Below are 22905 nucleotides of genomic sequence, written 5' to 3' on the forward strand. Positions count from 1 at the left end.
AGATCACTGCGACTACCTCCCCACGAGGCCGGTGCGGTTGATGAGGGTGTCGAGCATCTGGTCGATCGCGGTGAGCACGCGTGCCGCACCCTCGTACGCGCGCTGGTACGCGAGCATGTTCACGGTCTCCTCGTCGGTGTCGACGCTCGCCTGGGCAAGCTGTTGCGCGGCGGCGGTCGCGCGGGCGGACTCCGCCACCTTCGCACGTGAGCCCGCCGAGGCGGTGCGCACGCCGAGCTCGACGACGGTCGTGCTCCACGTCGAGTCGGGGCCGCCGGCCGCCGTGGCCAGCTGCGCGATCTTGTCGCCCACCGAGCCGTCGAGGGCGCCGCCGCCTGGTGCGGCGACCGCCACGCCGGAAGGGTCCGTGACGGCCACGGTGAGCCCGAGCGCGGGCGGGCGTCCCGCCGCGAACGTGAAGAAGTCCCCTCCGGGCGTGCCCGTCCCCGACGTCACCGCGCCCGAGTGCAGCGCGTTGACCTGCGTGGCGATGGTCGTCGCGAGGGCGTCGTACCGCGCCGCGGCCTCGGTGAGGATGCCGCCGGTGCCGGCGCCGTCCGTGGGCGCGAGGGTCGAGAGCAGTCCGGCGACGCGGCCGCCGTCGAGCCCGGCGGAGCGCGTGGGGTGCGCGGCCCACACCACCGTGACGGCCTGGCCGTCGACCGGCGGGACCGCGGTGCTGTCTCCGGTGGCCTGCGCGAAGCTGGTGGCACCCTGCACGGCCAGCGCCTGCGCGCGGTTCCCCGAGACGAGGGCGTTGCCGCCGACGAGCACGTCGACCTGTCCGTCCGGGCGCACGGAGATGGCGGCGCCGGCGAGCGAGGACAGCGAGGTGACCAGCTGGTCGCGCTGGTCGGCGAGCTCGTGCGCCGTGCCACCGCTGTTGGTGATGGACAGGATCCGGCCGTTGAGGTCGGCGACGCTGGCCGCGGTGGTGTTCACCTGGTCCACCAGGGCGACCGTGGACGAGCGGGCCTGCGTCCACTGCGTCCGCGCCGCGGAGTAGAGGGTGCCGATCCGGTCGACGACCGCGCGGGCGTCCTCGAGCAGCACGGCCTTGGCCGACCCCTTGTCGGGGGTGTTGGCGACGTCGTGCCAGGCACCCCAGAACGTGGACAGCTGGCTGGACAGGCCGGTGGTCGCCGGCTCGCCGACGCTGGTCTCCAGCGCGGCGTAGGCCTCGGCCCGGGCGGACAGGTAGGAGGCGCCCGACGTCTGCGTGCGCAGGCGGGCGTCGAGGAACACGTCGGCGAGCCGGTCGATGCCCGAGACGCGCGTCCCCTCGCCGGTGCCGTCCGACGTGGAGAACATGGACGGGACGGTCGCGGCGGGCAGTGCCGCGAGCGTCGCCCGCTGCCGGGTGTACCCGACGGTGTTGGCGTTGGCGATGTTCTGCCCAGCGACGTCGAGAGCCTGCCGCTGCGCGATGAGCGAGCTGAGCGCGGTGCCGAGACCGGAGAAGGTGCTCACGGTGCCCCTAGAGCGATCGGTCGACGAGCTGGGCGGTGGGTGCTGCGCCGGCGGCGTGACCGGAGCCGTCGTACGTGTGCACCTCCTGCAAGGACAGGAGCGTCTCCTGGGTGGCGCGGTGGGACATGGCGAGCAGCTCGCGGTTGCCGTCGGCGAGCATGGAGATCTCGGTGGTGAGCGACGCGAAGGCGTCGCGGTGCGCGCGCAGGAGCTCGTCCCACGGTGCGGGGGCGTGGTCCGCGAGCTCGGCGAGGCTGGAGCCGGGCGCGAGGCCGAGCATGGCGGCGACGGCGTCGGCCTCCGCGGCCCGGCCGAGCTCGGCCGAGCGGATCTCGTCCAGGACGGTCTCGACCTCACGGGTGGCGTGGCCGAGCCAGCGGCTGCGGCCGCTGGTGAGGATCATCTGCTCCTCCTCCAGCTTGAACAGGAGCAGCTCCAACAGGGTGCGCTCGCGCCAGAGCACGTCGGACAGCCGGGTGAGTGCCATCGAGCTCCACCTCCTCTCTTCCCGGGCGGACAGGCCACGGTGCTTCTGCAGCCACCTATCGGGTGGTCACCCCCGCATCGTGACTGTTCCGGGTCGACGAGTTCTGCGACGTGTGCCCGGATATGTGCGTGGCGCCCATGACACCACGGCTCGACGCCCATGACACAGGCACGGTCGAAGCGCTTCCGAACTGGACGATCGTCCTACTTTCCGTGTCAGAGGTGTGGCCACGCTCCCATGACTGTGATCTACGTCACACTGCGTGCAACCGGGTGGTAGCACCCCTCCCCGTTAGCCCGCATGATCACGCGGGAGAACCACGAAAATCGTTTCAGCGGGCTCACAGCGCGCTCATATGTTGGTGCCGGTGGTCCCCTAAAGACGTCGCCCCGGGCTACCGAGCGACTGCGGGTGACCAACTCCGCCGCCTCCGTCGACGACCTCGTCCTCGCGAACCTGCCCCTCATCGGGTACGCCGTGAGCGAGCTCCTGCACCGCGTCCCGCCGAGCGTGTCGCGCGACGAGCTCGCCTCGGCCGGCAGCCTCGCGCTGGTGCTGGCGGCCCGCGCCTACGACCCGACCACGGGGGTGCCGTTCGCCCGGTACGCCTCGCTGCGGATCCGCGGCGCGCTGCTCGACGAGCTGCGGTCCATGGACTGGGCGTCGCGCGGAGCCCGGCAGCGGGTCCGCGAGCTGGCCGCCACCTCCGAGCGGCTGACCGCCGCCCTGGGGCGCGCCCCGAGCCGGACCGAGCTGGCCGGCGCCATGGGCACGGACGTCGCCGCGGTCGACCGTGCCGCGCAGGAGACCGCCCGTCGCGTGCTGAGCATCGACGCCGCCGACCCCGCCGTCACGGACATGGTCCGCGACGACTCGCCCAACCCGGAGGAGGCCCTGCTCACCGCGGAGCGCCTGCACTGGCTGCGCGCCGCGGTGCACACGCTGCCCGAGCGGCTGCGCGTCGTGGTCGAGGGCATCTTCCTGCAGGACCGCTCCGTGGCCGAGCTGGCCGACGAGCTGGGCGTCACACAGTCCCGCATCAGCCAGCTGCGCACCGAGGCCCTGAGCCTGCTGCGCGACGGGCTGAACGCCAACCTCGAGCCCGACCTCGTGCCCGCGGGCGAGCGCCCGGACGGCGTGGCCGAGCGTCGCCGGCAGATGTACTTCGCCTCCGTCGCCGCACGGGCAGCACTGGCGAGCACGCCGTCCGCCGTGCCTGGCGTGGTGCCGACGCAGCGCACCGCGGCCATACCGGCCGTCTCGGCCTGAGCCAGAAAAACTCGTCGGTCAGAACTCCTCAGACCGGCGCGGGGCAGCCGATGGACAGGTCAAGCCCACGGATGGGCTGTTCGGACCCGATTCAAGGAGGAAGATCACGATGGGTCTCTCGATCAACCAGAACATTGCGGCCACCAACTCGTACCGCAACCTGTCCAACACGCAGAACGACCTCAGCAAGTCGCTGGAGAAGCTCTCGTCCGGTTTCCGCATCAACCGCGCAGCGGACGACGCGGCCGGCCTGGCGATCTCCGAGGGCCTGCGCTCGCAGGTCGGTGGCCTGAAGGTCGCCGCCCGCAACGCTCAGGACGGCATCTCGGTCGTGCAGACCGCTGAGGGCGCCCTGACCGAGGTCCACTCCATCCTGCAGCGCGTGCGTGACCTCGCCGTGCAGGGTGCCAACGACTCCAACAGCGCCGAGGCACGCACGAACATCGAGACCGAGATCTCCAGCCTCGGCACCGAGCTCACGCGCATCTCGGACTCGACGAACTTCAACGGCACGAAGCTGCTTGACGGCACCAAGGCCAGCCTCGACTTCCAGGTCGGCGCAGACGGCGACGCCAACAGCAAGATCACCGTGACGCTCGACGACGTCAAGACGACGGTGGCCGGCATCGCCGCGCTCAAGGTCACGGACAACGGCACCGCCCAGACCTCGATCGGCGCCGTCGACACGGCCATCAAGGCGATCTCGACCACCCGCGCCGGACTCGGTGCCATGCAGAACCGCCTCGAGCACACCATCAAGAACGTCAACGTCGCGGTGGAGAACCTCTCCGCGTCGGAGAGCCGGATCCGCGACACCGACATGGCGCAGGAGATGGTCTCGTTCACCCGCGCGCAGATCCTGTCGCAGGCCGGCACGGCGATGCTCGCGCAGGCCAACCAGATCCCCCAGGGCGTGCTCTCGCTCCTGCGGTGATCCTGACCTGGGCCGCGGGTGACCCCCGCGGCCCAGGGCTCCACGTACCGGTGGCGGGCAGGCCCACAGCCGCCCGCCACCGGTGCTTCTCCCCGGCACCCTCACGACCCTCTTGGACGGACGGCTCATGGCATCCCTCGGCATCGACGGCCTGGTGAGCGGTCTCGACACGACCTCGCTCATCAACAGCCTGATGTCGGCCGAGGCCATGCCGCAGACGCTGCTCAAGACGAAGCAGTCCTCCACCACCACGCTCGTCACCGCGCTGCAGGCCCTGAACGCCAAGGTCTCCTCGCTCGGCGACGCCGCGACGAAGGCCGCGAAGGCCACGTCCTGGAACGCCACCGCCGCCACCGCGTCGGCCTCGTCCGTCACCGCGACCACCACGACCGGCGCCCAGGCGACGTCGCTGAGCTTCACCGTCGACGCCGTCGCGCAGAGCCAGGTGTCACTCACGGCCGGGTTCGCCACGCTGGCCGACTTCACCGGCGGCGCGTCCACCCTGACGATCAAGAAGTCGGACGGCACCTACACGGAGGTGGCCGTCGGCGCCGACGCCGCCGCGACGGCTCGCGCCATCTCCTCGTCGGCCGCGGGCGTCTCGGCGGTCGCCGTGACCGTCGACGGCTCCACCCGGTTCCAGCTGTCCGGCACGTCCACCGGCTCGACCTCAGGGTTCGAGATCTTCGCCGGCACCAAGGCCGCGGCCGAGGCGGGGACCGTCACCGCGAAGGTCCTGACGCCCGTCCGCGCCGCGCAGGACGCGAAGATCACGCTCTGGCCCGGCAGCGGTGCGGCGAAGCAGGCGACCTCCGCGACGAACACGTTCTCCGACGTGCTGACCGGCACCAGCATCACGGTCTCCAAGGTCGAGACCGACCCGGTGACCCTCACGGTCGCGCGTGACACCGCCGCGCTCACCGCTCTCGCCTCCGGCCTCGTCGGCTCGCTCGGGGTCGTGCTGTCGGAGATGTCGTCGCGCAGCGCGACGACGACGACGACCGATGCCGACGGGCGCACCGTGGTCACCGGGGGCCTGTTCTCCGGCGACAGCGCTGTGCGCGGGCTCCAGCAGCAGCTGTCGTCCGCCGCCTCCTACGGGGTCGACGGGATCTCGCCGTCCGAGGTCGGCATCACGGTCGCCCGGGACGGCACCTTCGCCTTCGACAGCGCCAAGTTCGCCACCGCGCTCGCGGCGGACCCCGAGAAGGTGCAGAAGGTGATCGCCGGGCTCGCGCAGCGCGTCGCGGACGTGGCCACGAGCACCAGCGACAAGTACGACGGTTCCCTCACGCGCAAGATCACCGGTCAGCAGTCGTTGGTCACCGACCTCGGCAAGCAGATCGAGAGCTGGGACACCCGGCTCGCCCTACGCCGCGACTCCCTCCAGAAGACCTACTCCGCCCTCGAGGTCACTCTCTCGGGCCTGCAGTCGCAGTCGTCGTGGCTGTCCAGCCAGCTCGCCTCACTGTCGTCCTCCAGCTGACCCGACCCGTCCGACCGATCGAAGGGCACCTCTCATGCACAGCGTCCGCTCCCGGTACGTGACCTCCGCGGTCGAGACCGTCGGCCCCGCCCGCCTGCTCACCATGCTGTACGACCGCATGCTGCTCGACGTCGACCGCGGCGTCGAGGCGCTCCAGACCGGCGAGCGGGTGGAGGCCAGAACGCACCTCCAGCACGCGCAGGAGATCGTCGCCGAGCTCATGGTCAGCCTCCAGCCGGACGGCTGGGAGGGCGGCGAGCAGCTCATGGCGATCTACCGGTACCTCCTGGCCGAGCTCATCGGTGCCAGCGCCCACGGCGACGCGGACCGGGCGCGCACGTGCCGGGACCTCGTGCTCCCGCTGGCCGACGCCTGGCACGCGGCCGCGGACGAGCTGACGCGGGCTGCCGCACCGGCCGCCCTGACCGTCCCAGTGGCGACGACCGACGCCGTGATGGGCGCCAGGCTCCTCGGCGTCGGCTGACATGGCCACCGTGACGTCGGGCGCGCCCGCCGGCGCGGTGGCCGACCTGTGGGTCGCCGCCTGGTCGGAGGCCCTCGACGAGCTGGAGCTGGACCTCGCGGGTGCCGAGGCCGTGCTCCGCGACGCCCACCTCGCCAGCGTCGGTGAGGTCGCCCGCGCCGCCGCGTGGCACCCCCGCAGCGACCTCGGTCCGCTGCCCGCCACCCTGCACGTCCGCGCGCAGGCACTCCTGGACCGCCAGCTCGACACCGCCCGGCGCACCGCCGAGGCCATCACGCGCAGCCGCCGGCAGATCGCCGCGACGCGCGCCCTCCAGGGCCGCCCGGCGGACGCCGCCGCGGTCTACGTCGACGCCGAGGCGTAGAGACCCACCTCCGAACGGGTGAAGCCCGATCGGGTCGCACGAAGTCCTCCACACCCGGGTGCTCCGGCCGATGGGGACAGTGAGCACGGATCGCTCGCACAGCAGGCCACGGATCGGCCGACCTCGTTCCTCGTCGGTGAGGGTGGGTCCCGTCATGGGCATGTTCGACTCCGTGAGCTCCGTCGCGCTGAACAGCGCGCTCGACGGTCTCGCCCTGCGCCAGCGCGTCATCGCGAACAACGTCGCGAACATCCAGACGCCGGGCTACCAGGCGCAGCGGGTCTCGTTCGAGGACGAGCTGTCGCAGGCGGTCCGGCACGGCAGCGGCGCGGTCACCGCGCAGGTGGCCCGGTCGCTGGAGCCGACGCGCGAGGACGGCAACAACGTCAACCTCGACACCGAGACGCTGCTCAACGTCGACACCAACCTGCGCTACCAGCTGGCGACCCAGGCGATCTCCGGGCAGTTCGCCTCGGTGCGCGCCGCGATGCGGACCAGCTGATGACGATCTTCGGGGCCATCGGGATCGCGAGCACCGGCCTCACCGTGCACCGCAAGTGGCTCGACGCCGTCAGCGACAACCTGGCGAACGTCAGCACGGTCCGCGGTACCGACGAGGACGCGTTCCGGCAGAAGTACGTGGTCGCCCAGGAGATCCAGGGCGGGGGCGGCGTGCAGGTGGCCGGCACCGTCGAGGGCTCCGCGGAGGGCCGGCTCGTCTACGAGCCCGGTCACCCGCTGGCCGACGAGCAGGGCTACGTGCGCTACCCCGACATCGACATGTCGAGCCAGATGACCCAGCTGATCATGGCCCAGCGCGGCTACCAGGCGAACGCCGCCGTGGTGGACCGCGCCAAGGAGACCTACGCAGCCGCCCTCCAGATCGGACGATGAGCATGAGCCTCCCCATCACCGCGGTCTCCGCGGTCAGTCCTACGTCCTTCGTCGGCCCGACCGCCGCGACCACGGCCGCCGACCCCGCGTCGGGTGCCGGGTTCGCCTCGGTGCTCGGCTCGATCGACCAGCTCCAGGGGCTCCAGTCCACGTCCAACAACCTCGCGGTGCAGGCCGTGACCGGTGACCTCGACGACATCCACGACTACACGATCGCCGCCGCCGAGGCGTCCACGGCGATCGAGCTCACCGCCGCGGTCCGCAACAAGGCCGTCGAGGCGTTCTCCGAGATCATGCGGATGCAGGCCTGATGCCCGCGCAGATGCAGGCGGCCATGAACCGGATGACGGCGGCCGCCAAGGAGTTCTCGCTCGCCCAGCGCACCCTCGCGATCATCGGCGTCGCGGTGCTCGTGCTCGGGGCCGTGGCGCTGAGCAGCTGGCTGTCCAAGCCGACCATGAGCCCCTTGTTCACCAGCCTGTCGGGCGCGGACGCCAGCGCGGTCGTCGACGAGCTCGAGTCCGCGGGCGTCGCCTACCAGCTGACCGACGGCGGCTCCACGGTGATGGTGCCGGCCGACCAGCTCTACAACCAGCGCATCAAGCTCGCCGCGGCCGGCCTGCCCACCAACTCCGACGGCGGCGGGTACTCGCTGCTCGACGAGATGCCGATGACGTCCTCGGAGTTCCAGCAGCAGAAGACCTACCAGCGCGCGCTCGAGGGCGAGCTGGCCAAGACGATCAGCGCGATCGACGGCGTCGACGCGGCGACCGTGCGCCTGGCCATGCCCGAGGACTCGGTGTTCGTCTCCGAGAAGGCGGACCCGACGGCGTCGGTGTTCGTGCGGACCCGTGCCGGTGCCACGCTCGGCGCCGACCAGGTGCAGTCGATCGTCCACCTGGTGTCTGCGGGCATCGAGGGGATGGAGCCCACCGACGTCGCCGTCGTCGACTCCACCGGTCAGGTGCTCTCCGCCGTCGGCACGGGCGCCACGGGCGGCGGGCTCGCGGGCCGGCAGACCAACGAGTACGAGGAGCGGGTGCGCAGCGCGGTCCAGTCGCTGCTCGACCAGGTGGTCGGTGCGGGCCACTCGGCCGTCACGGTGACCGCCGAGCTCGACTACGACGAGACCCAGCGGACCCTGGAGCAGTTCTCCGCCAGCGAGGGGACGCCGCCGCTGGCGTCGTCCACCACGAAGGAGGACTACACCGGCTCCGGGGGGACGGCCACCGGCGTCCTCGGCCCCGACAACATCGCGGTGCCGGAGGGCGCGTCCGGGACGGGCACCTACACGTCGACCACCGAGGACGTCACCAACGCGGTGAACAAGAGCACCGAGGTGACCACGGCCGCGCCGGGCGCCGTCGAGCGTCAGTCGGTCGCCGTCGCGGTGGACACCGAGGCCGTCGCGGGGATCGACATGGCGGACCTCTCGCAGATGCTCGCGGCCGCCGCGGGCATCGACACCGAGCGCGGCGACACGATCGCGGTGCAGAGCATGGCGTTCGACACCTCGCAGGCGGAGACGGCGCAGGAGGCGTTCGCCGCGGCGGACGCCGACGCGAAGGCCGCCGCCAGCACGTCCTTCATCCGCCAGGCCGCGATCGCGGGGGCCGCCCTGCTGCTGGTCATCATCGTGGTCATCGCGCTGGCCCGACGGTCCGGCAAGTCCCGCCGGACGGCGATCGACCTGGGCGAGATCCCGCTCGGCCGTGGCCCGCACGACCCGCTCGGGATCGAGGGCGTGTCCGCCGACGACCTGCCGGCGCTCCCGCCGGCACCCCGCCAGCTCGCCCCTGACCCGGTGGCGGTCAAGCGCGCCGAGATCGGTGCGCTCGCCGACGACCAGCCCGAAGAGGTCGCCGACCTGCTGCGGGGCTGGCTCGTGGGCTCCGGCTCGTCGACGGGACGTGGCCGGTGAGCACGCTGACGGGGTCGCAGAAGGCGGCGATGCTCCTGGTCCAGCTGGGCCGGGACCGCGCGGCGCGCGTGATGGCGCAGCTGGACGTCGCGGAGATCGAGGAGCTGACCGCGGAGATCCTCCGGCTGGACCGGGTCGACCAGTCGATGGCCGACGAGGTGCTCGAGGAGTTCTACGCGGCGTCGGTCATCGGACCGGGCGTCGGCGGTGGGCTCGTGCTGGCGCAGCACCTGCTGGAGGCCTCCCTGGGTGTCGAGCAGGCCGCCGGGATGATGGAGCGGCTCCAGACCAGCATGGCCGGGCAGCCGTTCGAGTTCCTCCAGCAGGCCGACGCCCGGCAGGTGATCTCGCTGCTGTCCGGCGAGCACCCCCAGGCGATCGCGCTCGTGCTTGCCCACCTGCGGCCCGAGCACGCCTCCGCGATCCTCGCTGGGCTCGAGCGGGACCTCCAGGGCGAGGTCGCGCACCGGATCGCGCTGATGGAGCGGGCGTCTCCCGACGTGGTCACCGTGATCGCCGAGTCGCTCCAGCGCAAGGCCTCGACCGTGCTGGCGCCGCGCGAGCTGGCCCCCGTCGGGGGGGTGCAGCCGCTGGTCGAGATCATCAACCGCGCCGACCCCACCACGGAGAAGCTGATCCTCGAAGGGCTGTCCAGCCGCGACGAGGCGCTGGCCGAGGAGGTCCGCAGCCGGATGTTCGTGTTCGGCGACATCGTCCTGCTCGAGGACCGCGCGATGCAGCTGGTCCTGCGGCAGGTGGAGACGCCCGAGCTCTCCGTGGCGCTCAAGGGCGTCTCGGACGAGGTGCGCGACACCGTGCTGCGCAACCTGTCCGAGCGTGCTCGGGAGAACCTCGTCGAGGAGATCGACCTGCTCGGCCCGGTGCGTCTGTCGCAGGTGGAGGACGCCCGTGCCGGGATCGTCCAGGTGATCCGCCGGCTCGAGGAGAGCGGGCAGATCGTGATCCGACGCGACGGGGAGGATGAGTACGTTGCGTGAGCAGCTGTCCTTCGTGCCCCTCGGCGCGCCCGCCGCCCCGGCGCGCGCGCAGGTCGCCACCGCGTTCCGCCCCGCCGTCCTCGACGTGCCCCGGGTGGACGTCGCGGTCCGCGAGTCCTCCCGCGCGGCGGGGTTCGCCGCCGGGTTCGCCGCCGGGGCGCGTGAGGCCGCGGCGTCCGCCGCGGTGGAGGCAGCGCGGGTCGCTGCCTCCCGCGCCGCCGCCGACGCGGACGCGTCGGCCGCGCTGGCCCACGCGCTCGACGTGCTGGCGGCCGCCACCGCGGCGGCCCAGGCTCGCACGGCCCCCGTGTTGGCGGAGGCCGAGGCGCTCCTGCACGCCGGTGCCCTGGAGCTCGCCCGGGCGGTGCTCGGCGTCGAGCTGGACGACGCGGAGCGCTCCGCGACCGCTGCGCTGGCCCGGGTGCTGCGCCGCTCGATCGCCCCCGAGACCGTGACCGTGCACCTGCACCCGCGCGATCTCGACGCCCTGCGCGCCGCCGGCACCGAGGCACTGCCCGACGGCGTGGAGCTCGTGGCCGACGCCACGCTGGCGCCCGGCGACGCGGTCGCCCGGCACGCCGACGGGTACCTCGACGCACGCATCGGCGCGGCGCTGGACCGTGCGGCCGCCGCGCTGGTGAAGGACCTCGCATGACGACCGCGCTGCGCAGCCGCTGGGACGACGCGCTCGACGCCGTCGCTCCCGAGGTCGTCGGCACCGTGCGGGCAGTCGTGGGCCTCTCGATCGACGTCGCCGGCACGGGAGCCGCCGTGGGCGAGCTGGTGCGGATCGACGGCGGCGCGGTCGAGGAGTCGTCGGCGGGCGTGCTCGCCGAGGTCGTCGCCGCCACCGGGAGCACCGTGCGGTGCATGCCCCTGGGCGCCACCCGCGGGCTGCGCGCCGGCATGCCGGTCCGTCCGCTGGGCACCGCGCTGCGCGTCCCCGTGGGGGCCGGGCTGCTGGGCCGGGTGCTCGACGGCCTCGGGCGTCCGATCGACGGGCGCGGCCCGCTGCGCGCGGACGCGTGGGTGCCCGTGGACGGCAGCGCCCCGCACCCGCTGGACCGTGCGCGCGTCGACGTCCCGCTCGACCTCGGCGTCCGCGTGCTCGACACCCTGGTCACCGTGGGTCGCGGCCAGAGGCTCGGGCTGTTCGCCGGGTCCGGCGTCGGCAAGTCCAGCCTGCTGTCGATGATCGCGCGCGGCACGGACGCCGAGGTGTCCGTGATCGCGCTGGTGGGGGAGCGCGGCCGCGAGGTGCGCGAGTTCCTCGAGGACGACCTCGGCCCCGAGGGGCTGGCCCGCAGCGTCGTCGTCGTCGCGACCTCCGACGAGCCGCCGCTCGTGCGGCTCCGGTCGGCGTTCGTCGCCACGCGCATCGCGGAGCACCTGCGCGACGGCGGCGCGCACGCCGTGCTGATGATGGACTCGCTCACCCGCGTCGCCATGGCGCAGCGCGAGATCGGCCTGTCGGTCGGCGAGCCGCCCGCCACCCGCGGCTACCCGCCGAGCACGTTCGCCCTGCTGGCCCAGCTGCTGGAGCGCGCGGGCACCGGCGCGACCGGATCGGTCACGGGCCTCTACACGGTGCTGGTGGACGGGGACGACCACAACGAGCCGATCGCCGACGCGGCCCGCTCGATCCTCGACGGGCACGTGGTCCTGGATCGCCGCCTGGCCGTCGCCGGCCACTTCCCGAGCGTCGACGCGCTCGCCTCGATCAGCCGGGTCGCGTCCCGGGTCACCTCGACCGAGCGTCAGCTGCTCGCCCGCCGGCTGCGTGCCGTGATGGCCGCCCGCCGCCAGGCCCAGGACCTGCTCGACGTCGGCGCCTACGTGGCGGGCTCCAACCCGCTCGTCGACGCGGCCGTCACGCACGGCCGGGCCATCGACGCGTTCCTGCGCCAGGGCATGGACGAGTCCGCGCCCGCCGAGCAGTCGTGGGCGCACCTGTCCGCGCTGGTGCACGCGCTCGGGGACCTGTCGTGACCCGCGCGTTCCCGCTCGCCGGGCTGCTGCGCCTGCGCGCGCTCGCCGAGGACCAGGCGGCGTCCGAGCTGGCCCTGGCCCGACGCGAGCAGGCGTCGGCCGAGCGCCGCGCCCGGGAGACCGCCGAGCGCCTGTCCGGGTCGACCATGCCCGCCGTGGGTGACCGCCTCGCCTGGCACGCGGCCGTGGCCGGTCGGGCCGCGCTCGGGGCCCTGCTGGTGGAGCGGCGCACCGAGGTGGTGCACGCCGAGGCCGCGACCGACGACCGCGCACAGACCTGGACGGACGCCCGTCAGCGGGTGCGGGCGCTCGAGCGCCTCGAGGAGCGGCACGACGATGCCGAGCGTGCCGAGGAGGCGCGCGCGGAGCAGAAGGTGCTCGACGAGGTCGCCGGCCGGCGTGCCGCGCAGGACCGGGGGTCGGACGCATGAGCGCCGGGATCGCGGCCGTGCAGGCCAGGATCGGGGAGCTGCGCCAGCTGGTCGAGAAGCCTGCGATCACGGTCTCGGCCGTGAAGCCGACGGCGGGCGTCTCCTTCGACGCCGCCCTGACGGCCGCCAGCGCGCCGCGGACGAGCACGCCGACCCCCGGCTCGCCCACCGGCCAGGACCTGGTGGCCGCTGCCACGGCGTACCTCGGGGTGCCGTACGTGTGGGGCGGGGAGTCGCTCGACGAGGGCGGCCTCGACTGCTCCGGGCTGGTGCAGCGCGCGCTGGCCGACCTCGGCGTCACGGACGTGCCGCGGGTGGCCCGCCAGCAGATGACCCTGGGGACGGCGGTCCCGTCGCTCGACCAGGCGCTGCCCGGGGACCTCGTCGTCTTCGGCGGCGGCAGCCACATCGGGATCTACGTGGGAGACGGCAAGATGATCGACGCCCCCAAGCCCGGCAAGGCGGTGATCGTCCGCGACGTCTACACCGAGCCGACGGCGATCCGCCGCATCCTGCCCCAGGCCGGAGCCGCAGCGGCCACCACGACGGACGTCGGTGCGACGGTCGCCGCCGCGCAGCGCGCCGCGCTCGAGGCGCTCGTCGGCCTGAACGCCAGCGCGGGGGCAGCCGCATGACCGCCGTCCTGACGGCCCTGCCGCCGGCCGCTCCGCGACCCGCCCGCGTCGGCGCGACCGCGCCCCAGCACGACTTCGCCCAGGTGCTCGAGCAGGCCGCCGCGCGCGCCGAGGCCCCGCTCACCCGGTCGACCGACCGTGCCGACGCCACGGCCCCGGGCACCGACTCGTCGAGCACGAGCACGAGCACGAGCACGGAAGCGGGCGCGGACGGTGCGGCCGCCACCGCCGAGACGCCCGCGTCCGAGCCCGCGACCGACGCCGCCGTCGTGACGGTCGTGACCACGACGGATCCCGCCGCCGCCGCCCTCACGGCGCTGCTGGCCGCCCAGACCGTCGCCGCCGCTCCGGCCGACCGAGCGGTGACGACAACCCCCGCACAGCCGGTGGCCGCCACCGGCACGGCGCCCGCCGCCGAGCAGCCAGGGTCGTCCGCGGCGCTCGCGGTCCCGGTGGCCGCTCCCGCCGCCACGGCCACCACCTCGCCCGCGGTCCCGGCCGACCCGGCCGTGACCGGCACCGACCGGCCGGCCGCCGGCATCGACCGTCCCGCGCCCACCGCGGCGCACGTGCCGGCGCCGGCGTCCGACGACCAGGTCGCCCTGACGCCGACCCCGGCCGGCACGGCGGCCCCGGTGCTCGTCACCGACCAGACCGTCGCGGCGAGCCCGACTCCGACTCCGGCTGTCGCCGGCGTCGTGGCCCCCGTCGCGACGCCCGTCACCCCGACGACCCCGACGGCGCCCGCCCTCCCGACCCCGACCGCCCAGCCCGCACCGCCGCCCCTCGCCGAGCAGCTCGGTGCGCGGCTCACGGCCCTCACCGGCCCCGGCGGGCTCAGCCACGGCCGGCACATCCTCACGGTCCCGGTGGACCCGGAGAACCTCGGACCGGTGCGGATCGTCGCCCACATCGGGCCGGAGTCGGTCCGCGTCGAGCTGGTGGGCGCCACCGAGGCGTCCCGCGAGGCGCTGCGCGGTGCCCTGTCCGAGCTGCGCCGGGACCTGGCGGCGAGCGGGCTCACGGTCGACGTGGGACCGGACGGCGGCCGGCCCGACGGGCGCGAGCCCGACCAGCGCGGCGCCGTGCCCTGGCAGCAGGCCCGGGTGCCGACGAAGGAACCCGGCACCCACGCGGCCGTCGCGCCCGACCGACCACCGTCCCGAGGACTCGACCTCCTCGCCTGAGACCCACCCGACCGTCCCCAGAGCCCCCGGAGGCAGCATGACCATCGACGTCTCGTCGTTCGGCGCGGCCCGCGCCGCGACCAGCACCAGCACCGGCACAGCCGCCGGCACCGCCGCCAACGGCGAGCTGGACAAGCAGGCGTTCCTCGACCTGCTGGTGGCGCAGCTGCGCAACCAGGACCCGAGCAGCCCCATGGACTCCTCGCAGCTCATGGCGCAGACCACGCAGCTCACCACCATGGAGAAGCTCGTGCAGCTCTCCGACACCTCGCGCGAGTCCTTCGCGCTCCAGATGCGCATGGCTGCCGCCTCCCTGGTGGGGCAGCAGGTCACCTGGGCCGACGCCGACGGCGGCGGTCACACCGGCACGGTCTCCGGCGTCTCCTACGCCGGTTCCGTGCCCACCGTGACGGTGGGCGACCAGACCGTCGCGCTCGACGCCGTCTCGTCCGTCACCAAGCCCGCCGCTGTCCCCACCGCCTGACCCACCCGAAGGGAACCACCATGCTCCGCTCACTCTTCTCCGGCATCAGCGGCCTCCGCAGCCACCAGACCATGCTCGACGTCACCGGCAACAACATCGCCAACGTCAACACCACCGGCTTCAAGTCGTCGCAGACCCAGTTCCAGGACACCCTGAGCCAGGTCGTGCAGAACGCGGGCGGCGCTCAGGCGGGCACCGGCGGGACCAACCCGGCGCAGGTGGGCCTCGGCGTGCGCGTCGCGGGCATCACCACGAACTTCACGCAGGGTGCGTCGCAGATCACCGGGCGCAGCACCGACATGATGATCCAGGGCGACGGCTTCTTCGTCGTGCGCAAGGGCGCCGAGTCGTACTACACGCGGGCGGGCTCGTTCGACTTCGACGCGACGGGCCAGATGGTGCTGCCGGGCGAGGGCGCCCTGGTGCAGGGCTGGGCCGCGGTCAACGGCGTCGTGGACACGAACGGCCCGCTGTCCGACCTGCGCGTGCCCGCCGGCGCGATCATGCCCGCGGTCGCGACGACGTCCGCCACCTACGAGGGCAACCTCGACGCGGACGCCGCGGTCGGCACCGTCCTGGAGCGCACGGTGGCCGTGTTCGACGCCATCGGCAACGAGCGCGAGCTGGCACTCACGTTCACCAAGGCCGCCACCGGCTGGTCGCTGTCCGCCACCGACGGCACCGCGACGGCCGCCCCGGGTCCGCTCACCTTCGCCGCCGACGGCTCCCTCGCGGCCCCGACCACCCTCACGGTCGGCGGCGTCACGGTCGACATCTCGGCCCTCTCCGGCTTCGCCGGCCTGGACACCGCCAAGGCCAAGACCCAGGACGGCCAGGCCGCCGGCACGCTCCAGAGCTTCGCGCTCGGCGCCGACGGCACCATCACCGGCTCGTTCAGCAACGGCCTCAAGCAGACGATCGGGCGCCTGGCCCTCGGCTCGTTCACCAACCCGTCGGGCCTGGAGAAGGCCGGCGGCTCGCTGTTCCGCACGTCGGTGAACTCCGGGGACCCGCAGATCGGCGCCGCCGGCACGGGCAGCCGCGGGTCGCTGGCCGGTGGGTCGCTCGAGATGTCGAACGTCGACCTGTCCGCCGAGTTCACCTCGCTGATCATCGCGCAGCGCGGGTTCCAGGCGAACTCGCGGGTCATCACGACGTCCGACGAGGTGCTCCAGGAGCTGGTCAACCTCAAGCGCTGACGACTCGTCCGGAGGAGGACCAGGTTCATGCAGGGGATCACGGGTATCGCGGGGATCGCGCAGCGCATGTCCCAGATCCAGGCGCTCGTGGCGCCGCCGGTGGTGGTCCGGGCGACCACCACCGTCGGCGCGACGACGGGCACCCCGTTCGCCGACGCGCTGGCGGCCGAGGTCGCCCGCGCGACTCCGCCCGCGCCCGCGTCGGCGGCTCGCCTCAACGGCGACGGTGTGCCCGCCGAGCTCGCCGCGTACGGCAACGGGAAGATCCCCGCGTCGGCGCTGCAGGAGGTCGGCACCACGGGCCACCGGCTCTGGGCGCCCGCCGCCCAGGCGCTCACCGGCCTGATCTCCGCCGCGGCGGCCGACGGGGTGACCGTCGGCATCACCGACTCCTACCGCTCGTACGAGGGGCAGGTGGACGTCGCGCAGCGCAAGGGCCTGTACAGCCAGGGCGGGCTCGCGGCGGCACCGGGCACCAGCGACCACGGGTGGGGGATGGCGGTCGACCTCGAGCTCGGCTCGGCCGCGCAGGCGTGGATGCGCGCGCACGGGGCGGAGCACGGCTTCGTCGAGGACACCCCGCGCGAGCCGTGGCACTGGGCCTACACCCCGTAGCTGCCCGACAACCGTCGGGGAGGACTCCTCAGACTCGCGCCGTCCCGGCCGATCGGAGGGTCATGCGGGCCCACGGACGGGACCGAGCAGGGGCATCCGCCCCTGCAGGAGCAGGTGACCAGGGACGGGTATCGCCGTGATTGTCGTGACGCGCCTTGCAGGAGGGCAGTTCGGGGTCAACCCCGACCTCATCCAGCGCATCGACAGCGCGCCGGACACGATCCTCACCCTCATCGACGGCACCAAGTACATCGTCGCCGAGTCGATGGCCGAGGTCATCGACCGCATCCAGGAGCAGCGCGCACAGATCCTCGCCCGCGCCCACGAGATCCAGGTCCAGCCCCGCATGGAGCTGGTACCCGACCTGCCGGCCGAGTCCGACGAGTCCGACGGCTCCGACGACCCCGACGCCGACGAGTTCGCGCCACCCGTCCCCTTCCGACCGAGGAGCCGCTGATGGATCCCGCCGGCCTGATCGGCATCGGGATCGCGTTCGTCGCCATCTTCGGGGCACTGTTCCTCGAGGGCGCCGACCCGATGTCGATCTTCCTGCCCGCCCCCCTGCTGCTCGTCTGGGTGGGGACCGTCGGTGTCGGCATCGCCGGCCACACCATCAAGGACGTGGTCGGGTCGTTCGCTGCGGTGCCCCGCGCGCTGCGCAGCAAGGCGCCGGACCCGGCCGCCACGGTGGACACCGTGGTCGAGCTGGCCGACCGCGCCCGGCGCGAGGGCCTCCTGGCGCTCGAGGACGCGACCCGCACGATCGACGACCCGTTCCTGCGCGGCGGCCTCCAGGCGGCGATCGACGGCACGGACCCCGACGACCTGCGCACCATCCTCGAGGACAAGATCGCGACCAAGCGCACCCGGGACCGGGTGCACTCCAAGTACTTCGTGGACATGGGCGGCTACGCGCCGACCATCGGGATCATCGGCACGGTCATCTCGCTGGTGCACGTGCTGGAGAACCTGTCGAAGCCGGCCGAGCTGGGGCACTCGATCGCCGCCGCGTTCGTCGCCACGCTCTGGGGCATCCTGTCCGCGAACGTCGTCTGGCTCCCGCTCGGTGCGCGCATCCGCCGGATCTCCGACCTGGAGTGCGCCCAGATGGAGGTCACGCTCGAGGGCCTGCTCGCCGTGCAGGCGGGCGCCAACCCGCGACTGGTCGGCGAGCGGCTGCGCAGCCTGCTGCCCGACGACGCCCCGGCCAAGCCGGGGAAGACGGCCAAGACCGCCAAGGCAGCCGCATGAGCGCCTCCGCCGCGCACGGCGCCCGGCGCGGACGGGCTCCGCGCGGGGGCGGCCACGACGAGGAGCACGTCAACCACGAGCGCTGGCTGATCAGCTACTCGGACATGATCACGGTGCTCATGGCCCTGTTCATCGTCCTGTTCGCGATCAGCCAGGTGGACCAGGACAAGTACGTCGCCCTCCGGGACAGCCTCGCGGCGGGCTTCCAGGACACCACCACGTCCCCGTCGGTGCTCGACGGCAGCGCGGGGACGATGGACGGCACGAGCATCGTCCCGGACACCAGCCCCGCCGCCGGCACCGCGGGGATGGTCAGCGCAGACAACGGCCTCGGGATGCAGGGCTCGGAGCCCGTGCCGCAGCCGCAGCAGACCACGACGGCGACCGCCACGGTGGACCCGGAGGTGCTCGCGGCCGCCGAGCGGGAGGCCGCCCACCTCCAGGAGCTCCAGGCGCTGATCGCTGCCAACCTGGCCGCCAACGGGCTCGACGGCACGGTCCGGTTCCGGATCGACGAACGCGGCCTGGTGCTCGGCCTGGTGGCCGACGACGTGTTCTTCGCCGCCGCCAGCGCCGAGATGACCGACACCGCACGCCGGGTGCTGGACGTGGCGGCGCCGTCGCTCGTGGGTATCGGGGAGCAGATCTCCGTGGAGGGCCACGCCAACGTCATCCCCGTGTCCGGCCGGTACGCCACCAACTGGGAGCTGTCGGCCGACCGCGCCACGCAGGTGCTGCGGCGCCTGGTGGAGAGCGACGGCATGCCCGGCGGACGGATCATGGCGATCGGCTTCGGTGACACGCGACCGCTCGTCGCGGACTCGTCGCCCGAGGCCCTCATGCAGAACCGCCGGGTCGACCTCGTCGTCCTGTCCGCCGCACCCGAGCAGGTGCGCGCACTCCTCCCCGCCCTGACCGCGAAGGGATAGCGCCATGCCCATCGAGCAGAGAGTGGTCTCCGGACCCAAGATCGGCGGCACCAACAAGATCGGCGGCGGCTCGATCTCCTCGACCCCCGCGGTCGAGGCCGAGAAGCCTGCGAAGAAGTCGAGGAAGAAGCTCCTCCTGATCGCCGGCGTCGTGGTCCTGCTGGCCGGCGGTGCCGCGGCATACCTGCTGCTCGGCAAGGGTGGCGGCGAGCCCGCCGCCGAGCCCGCGCCGGTGCCCGGGGCCGTCCTCACGGTCGAGCCGGTGAGCCTCAACCTCACCGAGGGCCACTACCTGCGGCTCGGCCTCGCGCTCCAGCTCACGCAGGAGGCCGGCGAGGAGGCTCCCGACACCGCGCGCGCGCTCGACCTGGCCATCGCTCTGTTCTCGGGCCGCACCGTCGCCGAGGTCTCCGACCCGGCCACGCGCGACGCCCTGACCGCCGAGCTGGCGCACCAGCTCTCCGAGGCCTACGAGGGCGAGGTGATGGATGTCTACCTGACGAACTACGTCACGCAGTAGGCACGGCCGCGGGCCGCCGCCCGCACAGCTCGGGGCGCCATGGAGGGCGCCACACCGCTCCGCAGAGCAGGACATCCCGACCCAGGACGGGTCGGTGCGGAGAAGATCCAGCGCCAACCGCTCACAAGCCGTGCGCGCCCGCCGATGGGCAGCACGTGACGGTCCAGGACACGATGCCCGCGCGCTCGGCGACAGCTTCGGCGTCTGCCGTGCGTCGCAGTCGTACCGCAGAGCCCGAGCTGTACGACTTCCGTCGTCCGCTCACCCTCCCGCGCGACCACGCCCGGCACCTGGAGATGGCGTTCGAGCGGTTCGGCCGGCAGTTCGGCAACCAGCTCACCTCCCGCCTGCGCACCCTGACCCACCTCACGTTCGACGAGGTGAAGCTCAGCACTTACGACGAGTACGTCAACCTCCTGCCGACGCCCACGGCCATGGTGCTCTGCACGATCTCGCAGACCCGGCAGACGGCGATGCTCCAGCTCCCGGTCGCCGCGACGATGGTGTGGATCGACTACCTGTTCGGTGGCGACGGGCGCGGCGACGACCGCGAGGGCCGCGAGCTCACCGAGATCGAGCTCACGCTCGTGCGCGACCTGCTCCAGCACTCGCTGAGCGACCTGGAGTACGCGTTCGCCGGGCTGGCCCCGCTGGGCGTGACCGTGCGCGGCGTGCAGTACAACCCGCAGTTCGTGCAGGCCGCCGGGGCCTCCGACACGGTGCTGGTCGCGTCGTTCACCCTGCGCGTCGGCGAGCGCGAGGACGCCCTGACGCTCATGCTCCCGGCCGACACGATGCTCGCCACGCTGCGCGCGGCCGACGGTCCCGTCGCCCGCTCCGAGGACGAGCGCCGCGCCGCTGCGCTGGCCCACGCCGACCTCGAGCGAGCCGTGCAGGACGTGCCCGTCGAGGTCTCCGTGCGCTTCCGCCCCGTGGTCATCCACCCGCGCGACGTCGTCCACCTCGTGGTGGGGGACGTGCTGCCCCTGTCCCACCCGTCGACCGAGCCGCTGGACGTGGTCGTCGACGGGGTCGTGCTCGCCCAGGCCGCCGCCGGCAGCCACGGGTCCCGGCTTGCCTGCCGTGTCGTCACCGTCGAGGAGAACCCGTCATGAACGTCACCGAAGTCCCGACGGCACGCACGGCGGCCGACGTCGACGCCGCGGCCACCGCGCTCGCTGCCGCCACCGCCGCCGCCGAGCTGGTCCCGTCCTCCGTGGCGCTCGTCGCCGTGCCGGCGGACCACACCGACGTGCCGGCCGGCGCGACCGCCCTGGTCGCGTCGTTTGTCGGCTCGCCGAGCGCCGAGCTCGCCCTCGTCGCGGCGGACGTCATCGAGGACGCCCTGGTGTCCGGCGCAGCCGCCGGCACGCCGCTCGCGCTCGTCGACGCCCTGCGTCCCGCCCTCGAGGCCGCGGCCGAGGTCCTCGGCGCCGGGGTGCTCGAGCCCGGCCGGTCCGAGCCCGTCGCGGGCGTGCTGGGCCCGGACACCCACGTCGTCGCGCTCCAGCAGGCCGGGGTGCCGGTGGCGTGGTTCGCGCTGCGCGTCCGCGGCCCCCGGGTGGTCGCACCCACCGCTGCCGCGGCGACCCCGCGCGCCAACCTGCGCATGCTCTACGACGTCGAGATGGTCCTGACCGCGGAGATCGGCCGCACGCGGCTGCCCGTGCGCCAGGTGCTCGAGCTCGCCCCCGGCGCCGTGCTGGAGCTGGACCGCACCGCGGGCAGCCCCGCCGACGTCATGGTCAACGGGCGGCTCGTCGCGCGCGGCGAGGTCGTCGTCGTCGACGAGGCCTACGGCATCCGCGTGACGGAGATCGTGCCGGGCACGGAGCCGACCGTCTGATGGTCTCGACGATGCTCGTGCTGCGGGTGCTGCTCGCCCTGACCTGCGTGGTCGGGCTCATCTGGTTCATCGGCCGCCGGTTCGGTGGCGGACAGACGCAGCGGTCCTCGCGCGAGCACGTCGTCAAGCTGGTCGGCCGTCAGTCCGTCGGCCGGCACACGGGTGTGGCGGTCGTCGCGGTGGGCAACCGCCGGCTGCTGCTGGGCTACGGCGACCAGCAGGTCACGCTGCTCACCGAGCTCGGCCCCGTCGTCGAGCCCCTGCCCGATCCGGTGGCCGAGCAGACCGGGCCCCGCCGCGACTGGGTGGCGTCCGCGCTCGCCGTGGCCGGTCGCGTCCCCGCGCAGCGCCCGGCCCCGTCGCTGGAGACCGCGTCGGTCGACACCGCGTCCCCGGAGCCCGCCGCCCTCGAGCGGGCGCATGAGGCGTCGACGCTCCAGGGCTCGATCCTCGCGCCCGAGACGTGGCGCCAGGCCGTCCGCACGCTCCAGGACCGCACGGTGCGCCGATGATCTTCGCCCCCACGCCGCCCACACCGCCGGACCTCCCCGCGCTGGGCGACACCGTCACGGTCGCGGTCAACGGCGTCAACGGAGCGCCGAGCAGCTCGATCGTCGTCCTGCTCGCGATCACCCTGCTCTCGGTAGCGCCCGCGCTGCTGCTGATGACCACCAGCTTCACCAAGATCTTCGTGGTCCTGTCGTTCACCCGGAACGCGCTGGGCCTGCAGGGCGTCCCGCCCAACCAGGTGCTGGCCGGCCTGGCGCTCTTCCTCAGCCTGTTCATCATGGCGCCGGTCATCGGGGACGTGAACGAGCTCGGGGTGCAGCCCTACCTGGCGGGCGACGCGACGTTCACCGAGGCGATCGACGTCGGCAAGGGCCCGCTCCAGGCGTTCATGCTCGAGCACACCCGCGAGCAGGACATCGCCCTGCTGACCCGTGCGGCCGGGCTGGAGAACCCGGAGGACCCGTCGGCGGTCCCGTTCGGCACCCTGGTCCCCGCGTTCCTGCTGTCGGAGCTGCGGTCGGCGTTCATCATGGGCTTCGTCGTCTTCGTGCCGTTCCTGGTCATCGACCTCGTGGTCTCGGCGTCCCTGATGTCGATGGGCATGATGATGCTGCCCCCGGTGATGATCGCGCTGCCGTTCAAGCTGTTGCTCTTCGTGCTCGTCGACGGCTGGGGCCTGGTGGTCACGTCGCTCGTGGGCTCGTACACGGGAGCGGGGTAGCCGTGGACACCAACGCCGTCCTCGACGTCGGCATCGACGCCCTGGTGCTCGCCGCGAAGCTCTCAGCGCCGGTGCTCATCACGGCCCTGGTGGTCGGGTTCATCGTCTCGCTGGTGCAGTCGGTGACGCAGATCCAGGAGGTCACGCTCAGCTTCGTGCCCAAGGCCGTCGCGGCGGCGATCGCCCTCGTCGTCTCCGGGCACTGGATGATCTCGGAGCTCGTCGCGTTCACGCACGACCTGTTCGCGCGCATCCCTGTGCTCGTCGGCGGCTGACGTGGA

The 22905-nt window shown here is 73.4% G+C and carries 29 protein-coding genes; 27 read left to right on the forward strand and 2 right to left on the reverse strand.

The window, feature by feature from the left end; genetic code table 11:
• Positions 1-12: 12 nt before the first annotated feature.
• Together flgK and flgN are read right to left on the reverse strand one after the other, a co-directional pair.
• The gene (flgK, locus tag ACO06A_RS11535) at positions 13-1470 is read right to left on the reverse strand and encodes a flagellar hook-associated protein FlgK (RefSeq protein ID WP_421732337.1); all 1458 of its coding nucleotides are present in this window, start codon (positions 1468-1470) and stop codon (positions 13-15) included.
• Positions 1471-1477: 7 nt separating this feature from the next.
• Positions 1478-1957, reverse strand: a complete 480-nt coding sequence (flgN, locus tag ACO06A_RS11540) for a flagellar export chaperone FlgN (RefSeq protein ID WP_421732338.1) — start codon at positions 1955-1957, stop codon at positions 1478-1480.
• 411 nt (positions 1958-2368) lie between these two features.
• On the opposite strand from flgN, the gene ACO06A_RS11545 reads away from it, so the two are divergent.
• From ACO06A_RS11545 to fliQ, 27 genes are all read left to right on the forward strand, one after another.
• Complete coding sequence (locus ACO06A_RS11545) at positions 2369-3226, forward strand: sigma-70 family RNA polymerase sigma factor (protein ID WP_421732339.1); 858 nt, start codon at positions 2369-2371, stop codon at positions 3224-3226.
• Between the two features lie 109 nt (positions 3227-3335).
• Complete coding sequence (locus ACO06A_RS11550) at positions 3336-4160, forward strand: flagellin (RefSeq protein ID WP_421732340.1); 825 nt, start codon at positions 3336-3338, stop codon at positions 4158-4160.
• Positions 4161-4287: 127 nt separating this feature from the next.
• The gene (gene fliD, locus ACO06A_RS11555) at positions 4288-5646 is read left to right on the forward strand and encodes a flagellar filament capping protein FliD (protein WP_421732341.1); all 1359 of its coding nucleotides are present in this window, start codon (positions 4288-4290) and stop codon (positions 5644-5646) included.
• 34 nt (positions 5647-5680) lie between these two features.
• Positions 5681-6130 carry a flagellar export chaperone FliS gene (gene fliS / locus ACO06A_RS11560; protein WP_421732342.1) on the forward strand — a complete coding sequence of 150 codons (450 nt, stop codon included), beginning with the start codon at positions 5681-5683 and terminating at the stop codon, positions 6128-6130.
• A 1-nt stretch (position 6131) separates the two neighbouring features.
• Positions 6132-6494 (forward strand): hypothetical protein, encoded by a 363-nt coding sequence (locus ACO06A_RS11565; protein ID WP_421732343.1) that lies wholly within the window; start codon positions 6132-6134, stop codon positions 6492-6494.
• Between the two features lie 160 nt (positions 6495-6654).
• On the forward strand, positions 6655-6996 hold the full coding sequence (gene flgB / locus ACO06A_RS11570; protein WP_421732344.1) for a flagellar basal body rod protein FlgB: 342 nt from the start codon (positions 6655-6657) through the stop codon (positions 6994-6996).
• On the forward strand, positions 6996-7388 hold the full coding sequence (flgC, locus tag ACO06A_RS11575; RefSeq protein WP_421732345.1) for a flagellar basal body rod protein FlgC: 393 nt from the start codon (positions 6996-6998) through the stop codon (positions 7386-7388). The genes flgB and flgC overlap by 1 nt, the downstream gene beginning before the upstream one ends.
• A gap of 2 nt (positions 7389-7390) precedes the next feature.
• Positions 7391-7699, forward strand: a complete 309-nt coding sequence (gene fliE / locus ACO06A_RS11580; RefSeq protein WP_421732346.1) for a flagellar hook-basal body complex protein FliE — start codon at positions 7391-7393, stop codon at positions 7697-7699.
• On the forward strand, positions 7699-9309 hold the full coding sequence (fliF, locus tag ACO06A_RS11585) for a flagellar basal-body MS-ring/collar protein FliF (protein ID WP_421732348.1): 1611 nt from the start codon (positions 7699-7701) through the stop codon (positions 9307-9309). The genes fliE and fliF overlap by 1 nt, the downstream gene beginning before the upstream one ends.
• Positions 9306-10307: a flagellar motor switch protein FliG gene (fliG, locus tag ACO06A_RS11590; protein ID WP_421732349.1), complete on the forward strand. Its 1002-nt coding sequence runs from the start codon at positions 9306-9308 to the stop codon at positions 10305-10307. The genes fliF and fliG overlap by 4 nt, the downstream gene beginning before the upstream one ends.
• The gene (locus ACO06A_RS11595) at positions 10300-10962 is read left to right on the forward strand and encodes a FliH/SctL family protein (protein WP_421732350.1); all 663 of its coding nucleotides are present in this window, start codon (positions 10300-10302) and stop codon (positions 10960-10962) included. The genes fliG and ACO06A_RS11595 overlap by 8 nt, the downstream gene beginning before the upstream one ends.
• On the forward strand, positions 10959-12296 hold the full coding sequence (locus ACO06A_RS11600; protein WP_421732352.1) for a FliI/YscN family ATPase: 1338 nt from the start codon (positions 10959-10961) through the stop codon (positions 12294-12296). Before ACO06A_RS11595 ends, ACO06A_RS11600 begins: the two co-directional genes overlap by 4 nt.
• Positions 12293-12727, forward strand: coding sequence for a flagellar export protein FliJ (fliJ, locus tag ACO06A_RS11605; protein WP_421732353.1), 435 nt, complete (start codon positions 12293-12295; stop codon positions 12725-12727). Before ACO06A_RS11600 ends, fliJ begins: the two co-directional genes overlap by 4 nt.
• Positions 12724-13362, forward strand: coding sequence for a C40 family peptidase (locus ACO06A_RS11610; protein WP_421732354.1), 639 nt, complete (start codon positions 12724-12726; stop codon positions 13360-13362). Before fliJ ends, ACO06A_RS11610 begins: the two co-directional genes overlap by 4 nt.
• Positions 13359-14549: a flagellar hook-length control protein FliK gene (locus tag ACO06A_RS11615; RefSeq protein WP_421732355.1), complete on the forward strand. Its 1191-nt coding sequence runs from the start codon at positions 13359-13361 to the stop codon at positions 14547-14549. Before ACO06A_RS11610 ends, ACO06A_RS11615 begins: the two co-directional genes overlap by 4 nt.
• Positions 14550-14586: 37 nt before the next feature.
• On the forward strand, positions 14587-15033 hold the full coding sequence (locus ACO06A_RS11620) for a flagellar hook assembly protein FlgD (RefSeq protein ID WP_421732356.1): 447 nt from the start codon (positions 14587-14589) through the stop codon (positions 15031-15033).
• Positions 15034-15053: 20 nt separating this feature from the next.
• Positions 15054-16232, forward strand: coding sequence for a flagellar hook protein FlgE (locus ACO06A_RS11625; RefSeq protein WP_421732357.1), 1179 nt, complete (start codon positions 15054-15056; stop codon positions 16230-16232).
• A gap of 27 nt (positions 16233-16259) precedes the next feature.
• Positions 16260-16847: a M15 family metallopeptidase gene (locus ACO06A_RS11630; RefSeq protein ID WP_421732358.1), complete on the forward strand. Its 588-nt coding sequence runs from the start codon at positions 16260-16262 to the stop codon at positions 16845-16847.
• Between the two features lie 145 nt (positions 16848-16992).
• Positions 16993-17304, forward strand: a complete 312-nt coding sequence (locus tag ACO06A_RS11635; RefSeq protein WP_421732359.1) for a flagellar FlbD family protein — start codon at positions 16993-16995, stop codon at positions 17302-17304.
• Positions 17304-18098, forward strand: a complete 795-nt coding sequence (locus tag ACO06A_RS11640) for a motility protein A (protein WP_421732361.1) — start codon at positions 17304-17306, stop codon at positions 18096-18098. Before ACO06A_RS11635 ends, ACO06A_RS11640 begins: the two co-directional genes overlap by 1 nt.
• Complete coding sequence (locus ACO06A_RS11645) at positions 18095-19027, forward strand: OmpA/MotB family protein (protein WP_421732362.1); 933 nt, start codon at positions 18095-18097, stop codon at positions 19025-19027. The genes ACO06A_RS11640 and ACO06A_RS11645 overlap by 4 nt, the downstream gene beginning before the upstream one ends.
• Positions 19028-19031: 4 nt before the next feature.
• Positions 19032-19547, forward strand: coding sequence for a flagellar basal body-associated FliL family protein (locus tag ACO06A_RS11650; protein WP_421732363.1), 516 nt, complete (start codon positions 19032-19034; stop codon positions 19545-19547).
• 155 nt (positions 19548-19702) lie between these two features.
• Positions 19703-20662, forward strand: coding sequence for a flagellar motor switch protein FliM (locus ACO06A_RS11655; protein WP_421732364.1), 960 nt, complete (start codon positions 19703-19705; stop codon positions 20660-20662).
• Positions 20659-21393, forward strand: a complete 735-nt coding sequence (fliN, locus tag ACO06A_RS11660) for a flagellar motor switch protein FliN (protein WP_421732366.1) — start codon at positions 20659-20661, stop codon at positions 21391-21393. Before ACO06A_RS11655 ends, fliN begins: the two co-directional genes overlap by 4 nt.
• The gene (locus ACO06A_RS11665; RefSeq protein WP_421732367.1) at positions 21393-21905 is read left to right on the forward strand and encodes a FliO/MopB family protein; all 513 of its coding nucleotides are present in this window, start codon (positions 21393-21395) and stop codon (positions 21903-21905) included. The genes fliN and ACO06A_RS11665 overlap by 1 nt, the downstream gene beginning before the upstream one ends.
• The gene (gene fliP, locus ACO06A_RS11670) at positions 21857-22624 is read left to right on the forward strand and encodes a flagellar type III secretion system pore protein FliP (protein ID WP_421732369.1); all 768 of its coding nucleotides are present in this window, start codon (positions 21857-21859) and stop codon (positions 22622-22624) included. The genes ACO06A_RS11665 and fliP overlap by 49 nt, the downstream gene beginning before the upstream one ends.
• Before the next feature lie 2 nt (positions 22625-22626).
• The gene (gene fliQ / locus ACO06A_RS11675) at positions 22627-22899 is read left to right on the forward strand and encodes a flagellar biosynthesis protein FliQ (RefSeq protein ID WP_421732370.1); all 273 of its coding nucleotides are present in this window, start codon (positions 22627-22629) and stop codon (positions 22897-22899) included.
• Positions 22900-22905: the final 6 nt, after the last annotated feature.

This window comes from Cellulomonas sp., assembly GCF_965229465.1.
Classification (GTDB): Bacteria; Actinomycetota; Actinomycetes; order Actinomycetales; family Cellulomonadaceae; genus Cellulomonas.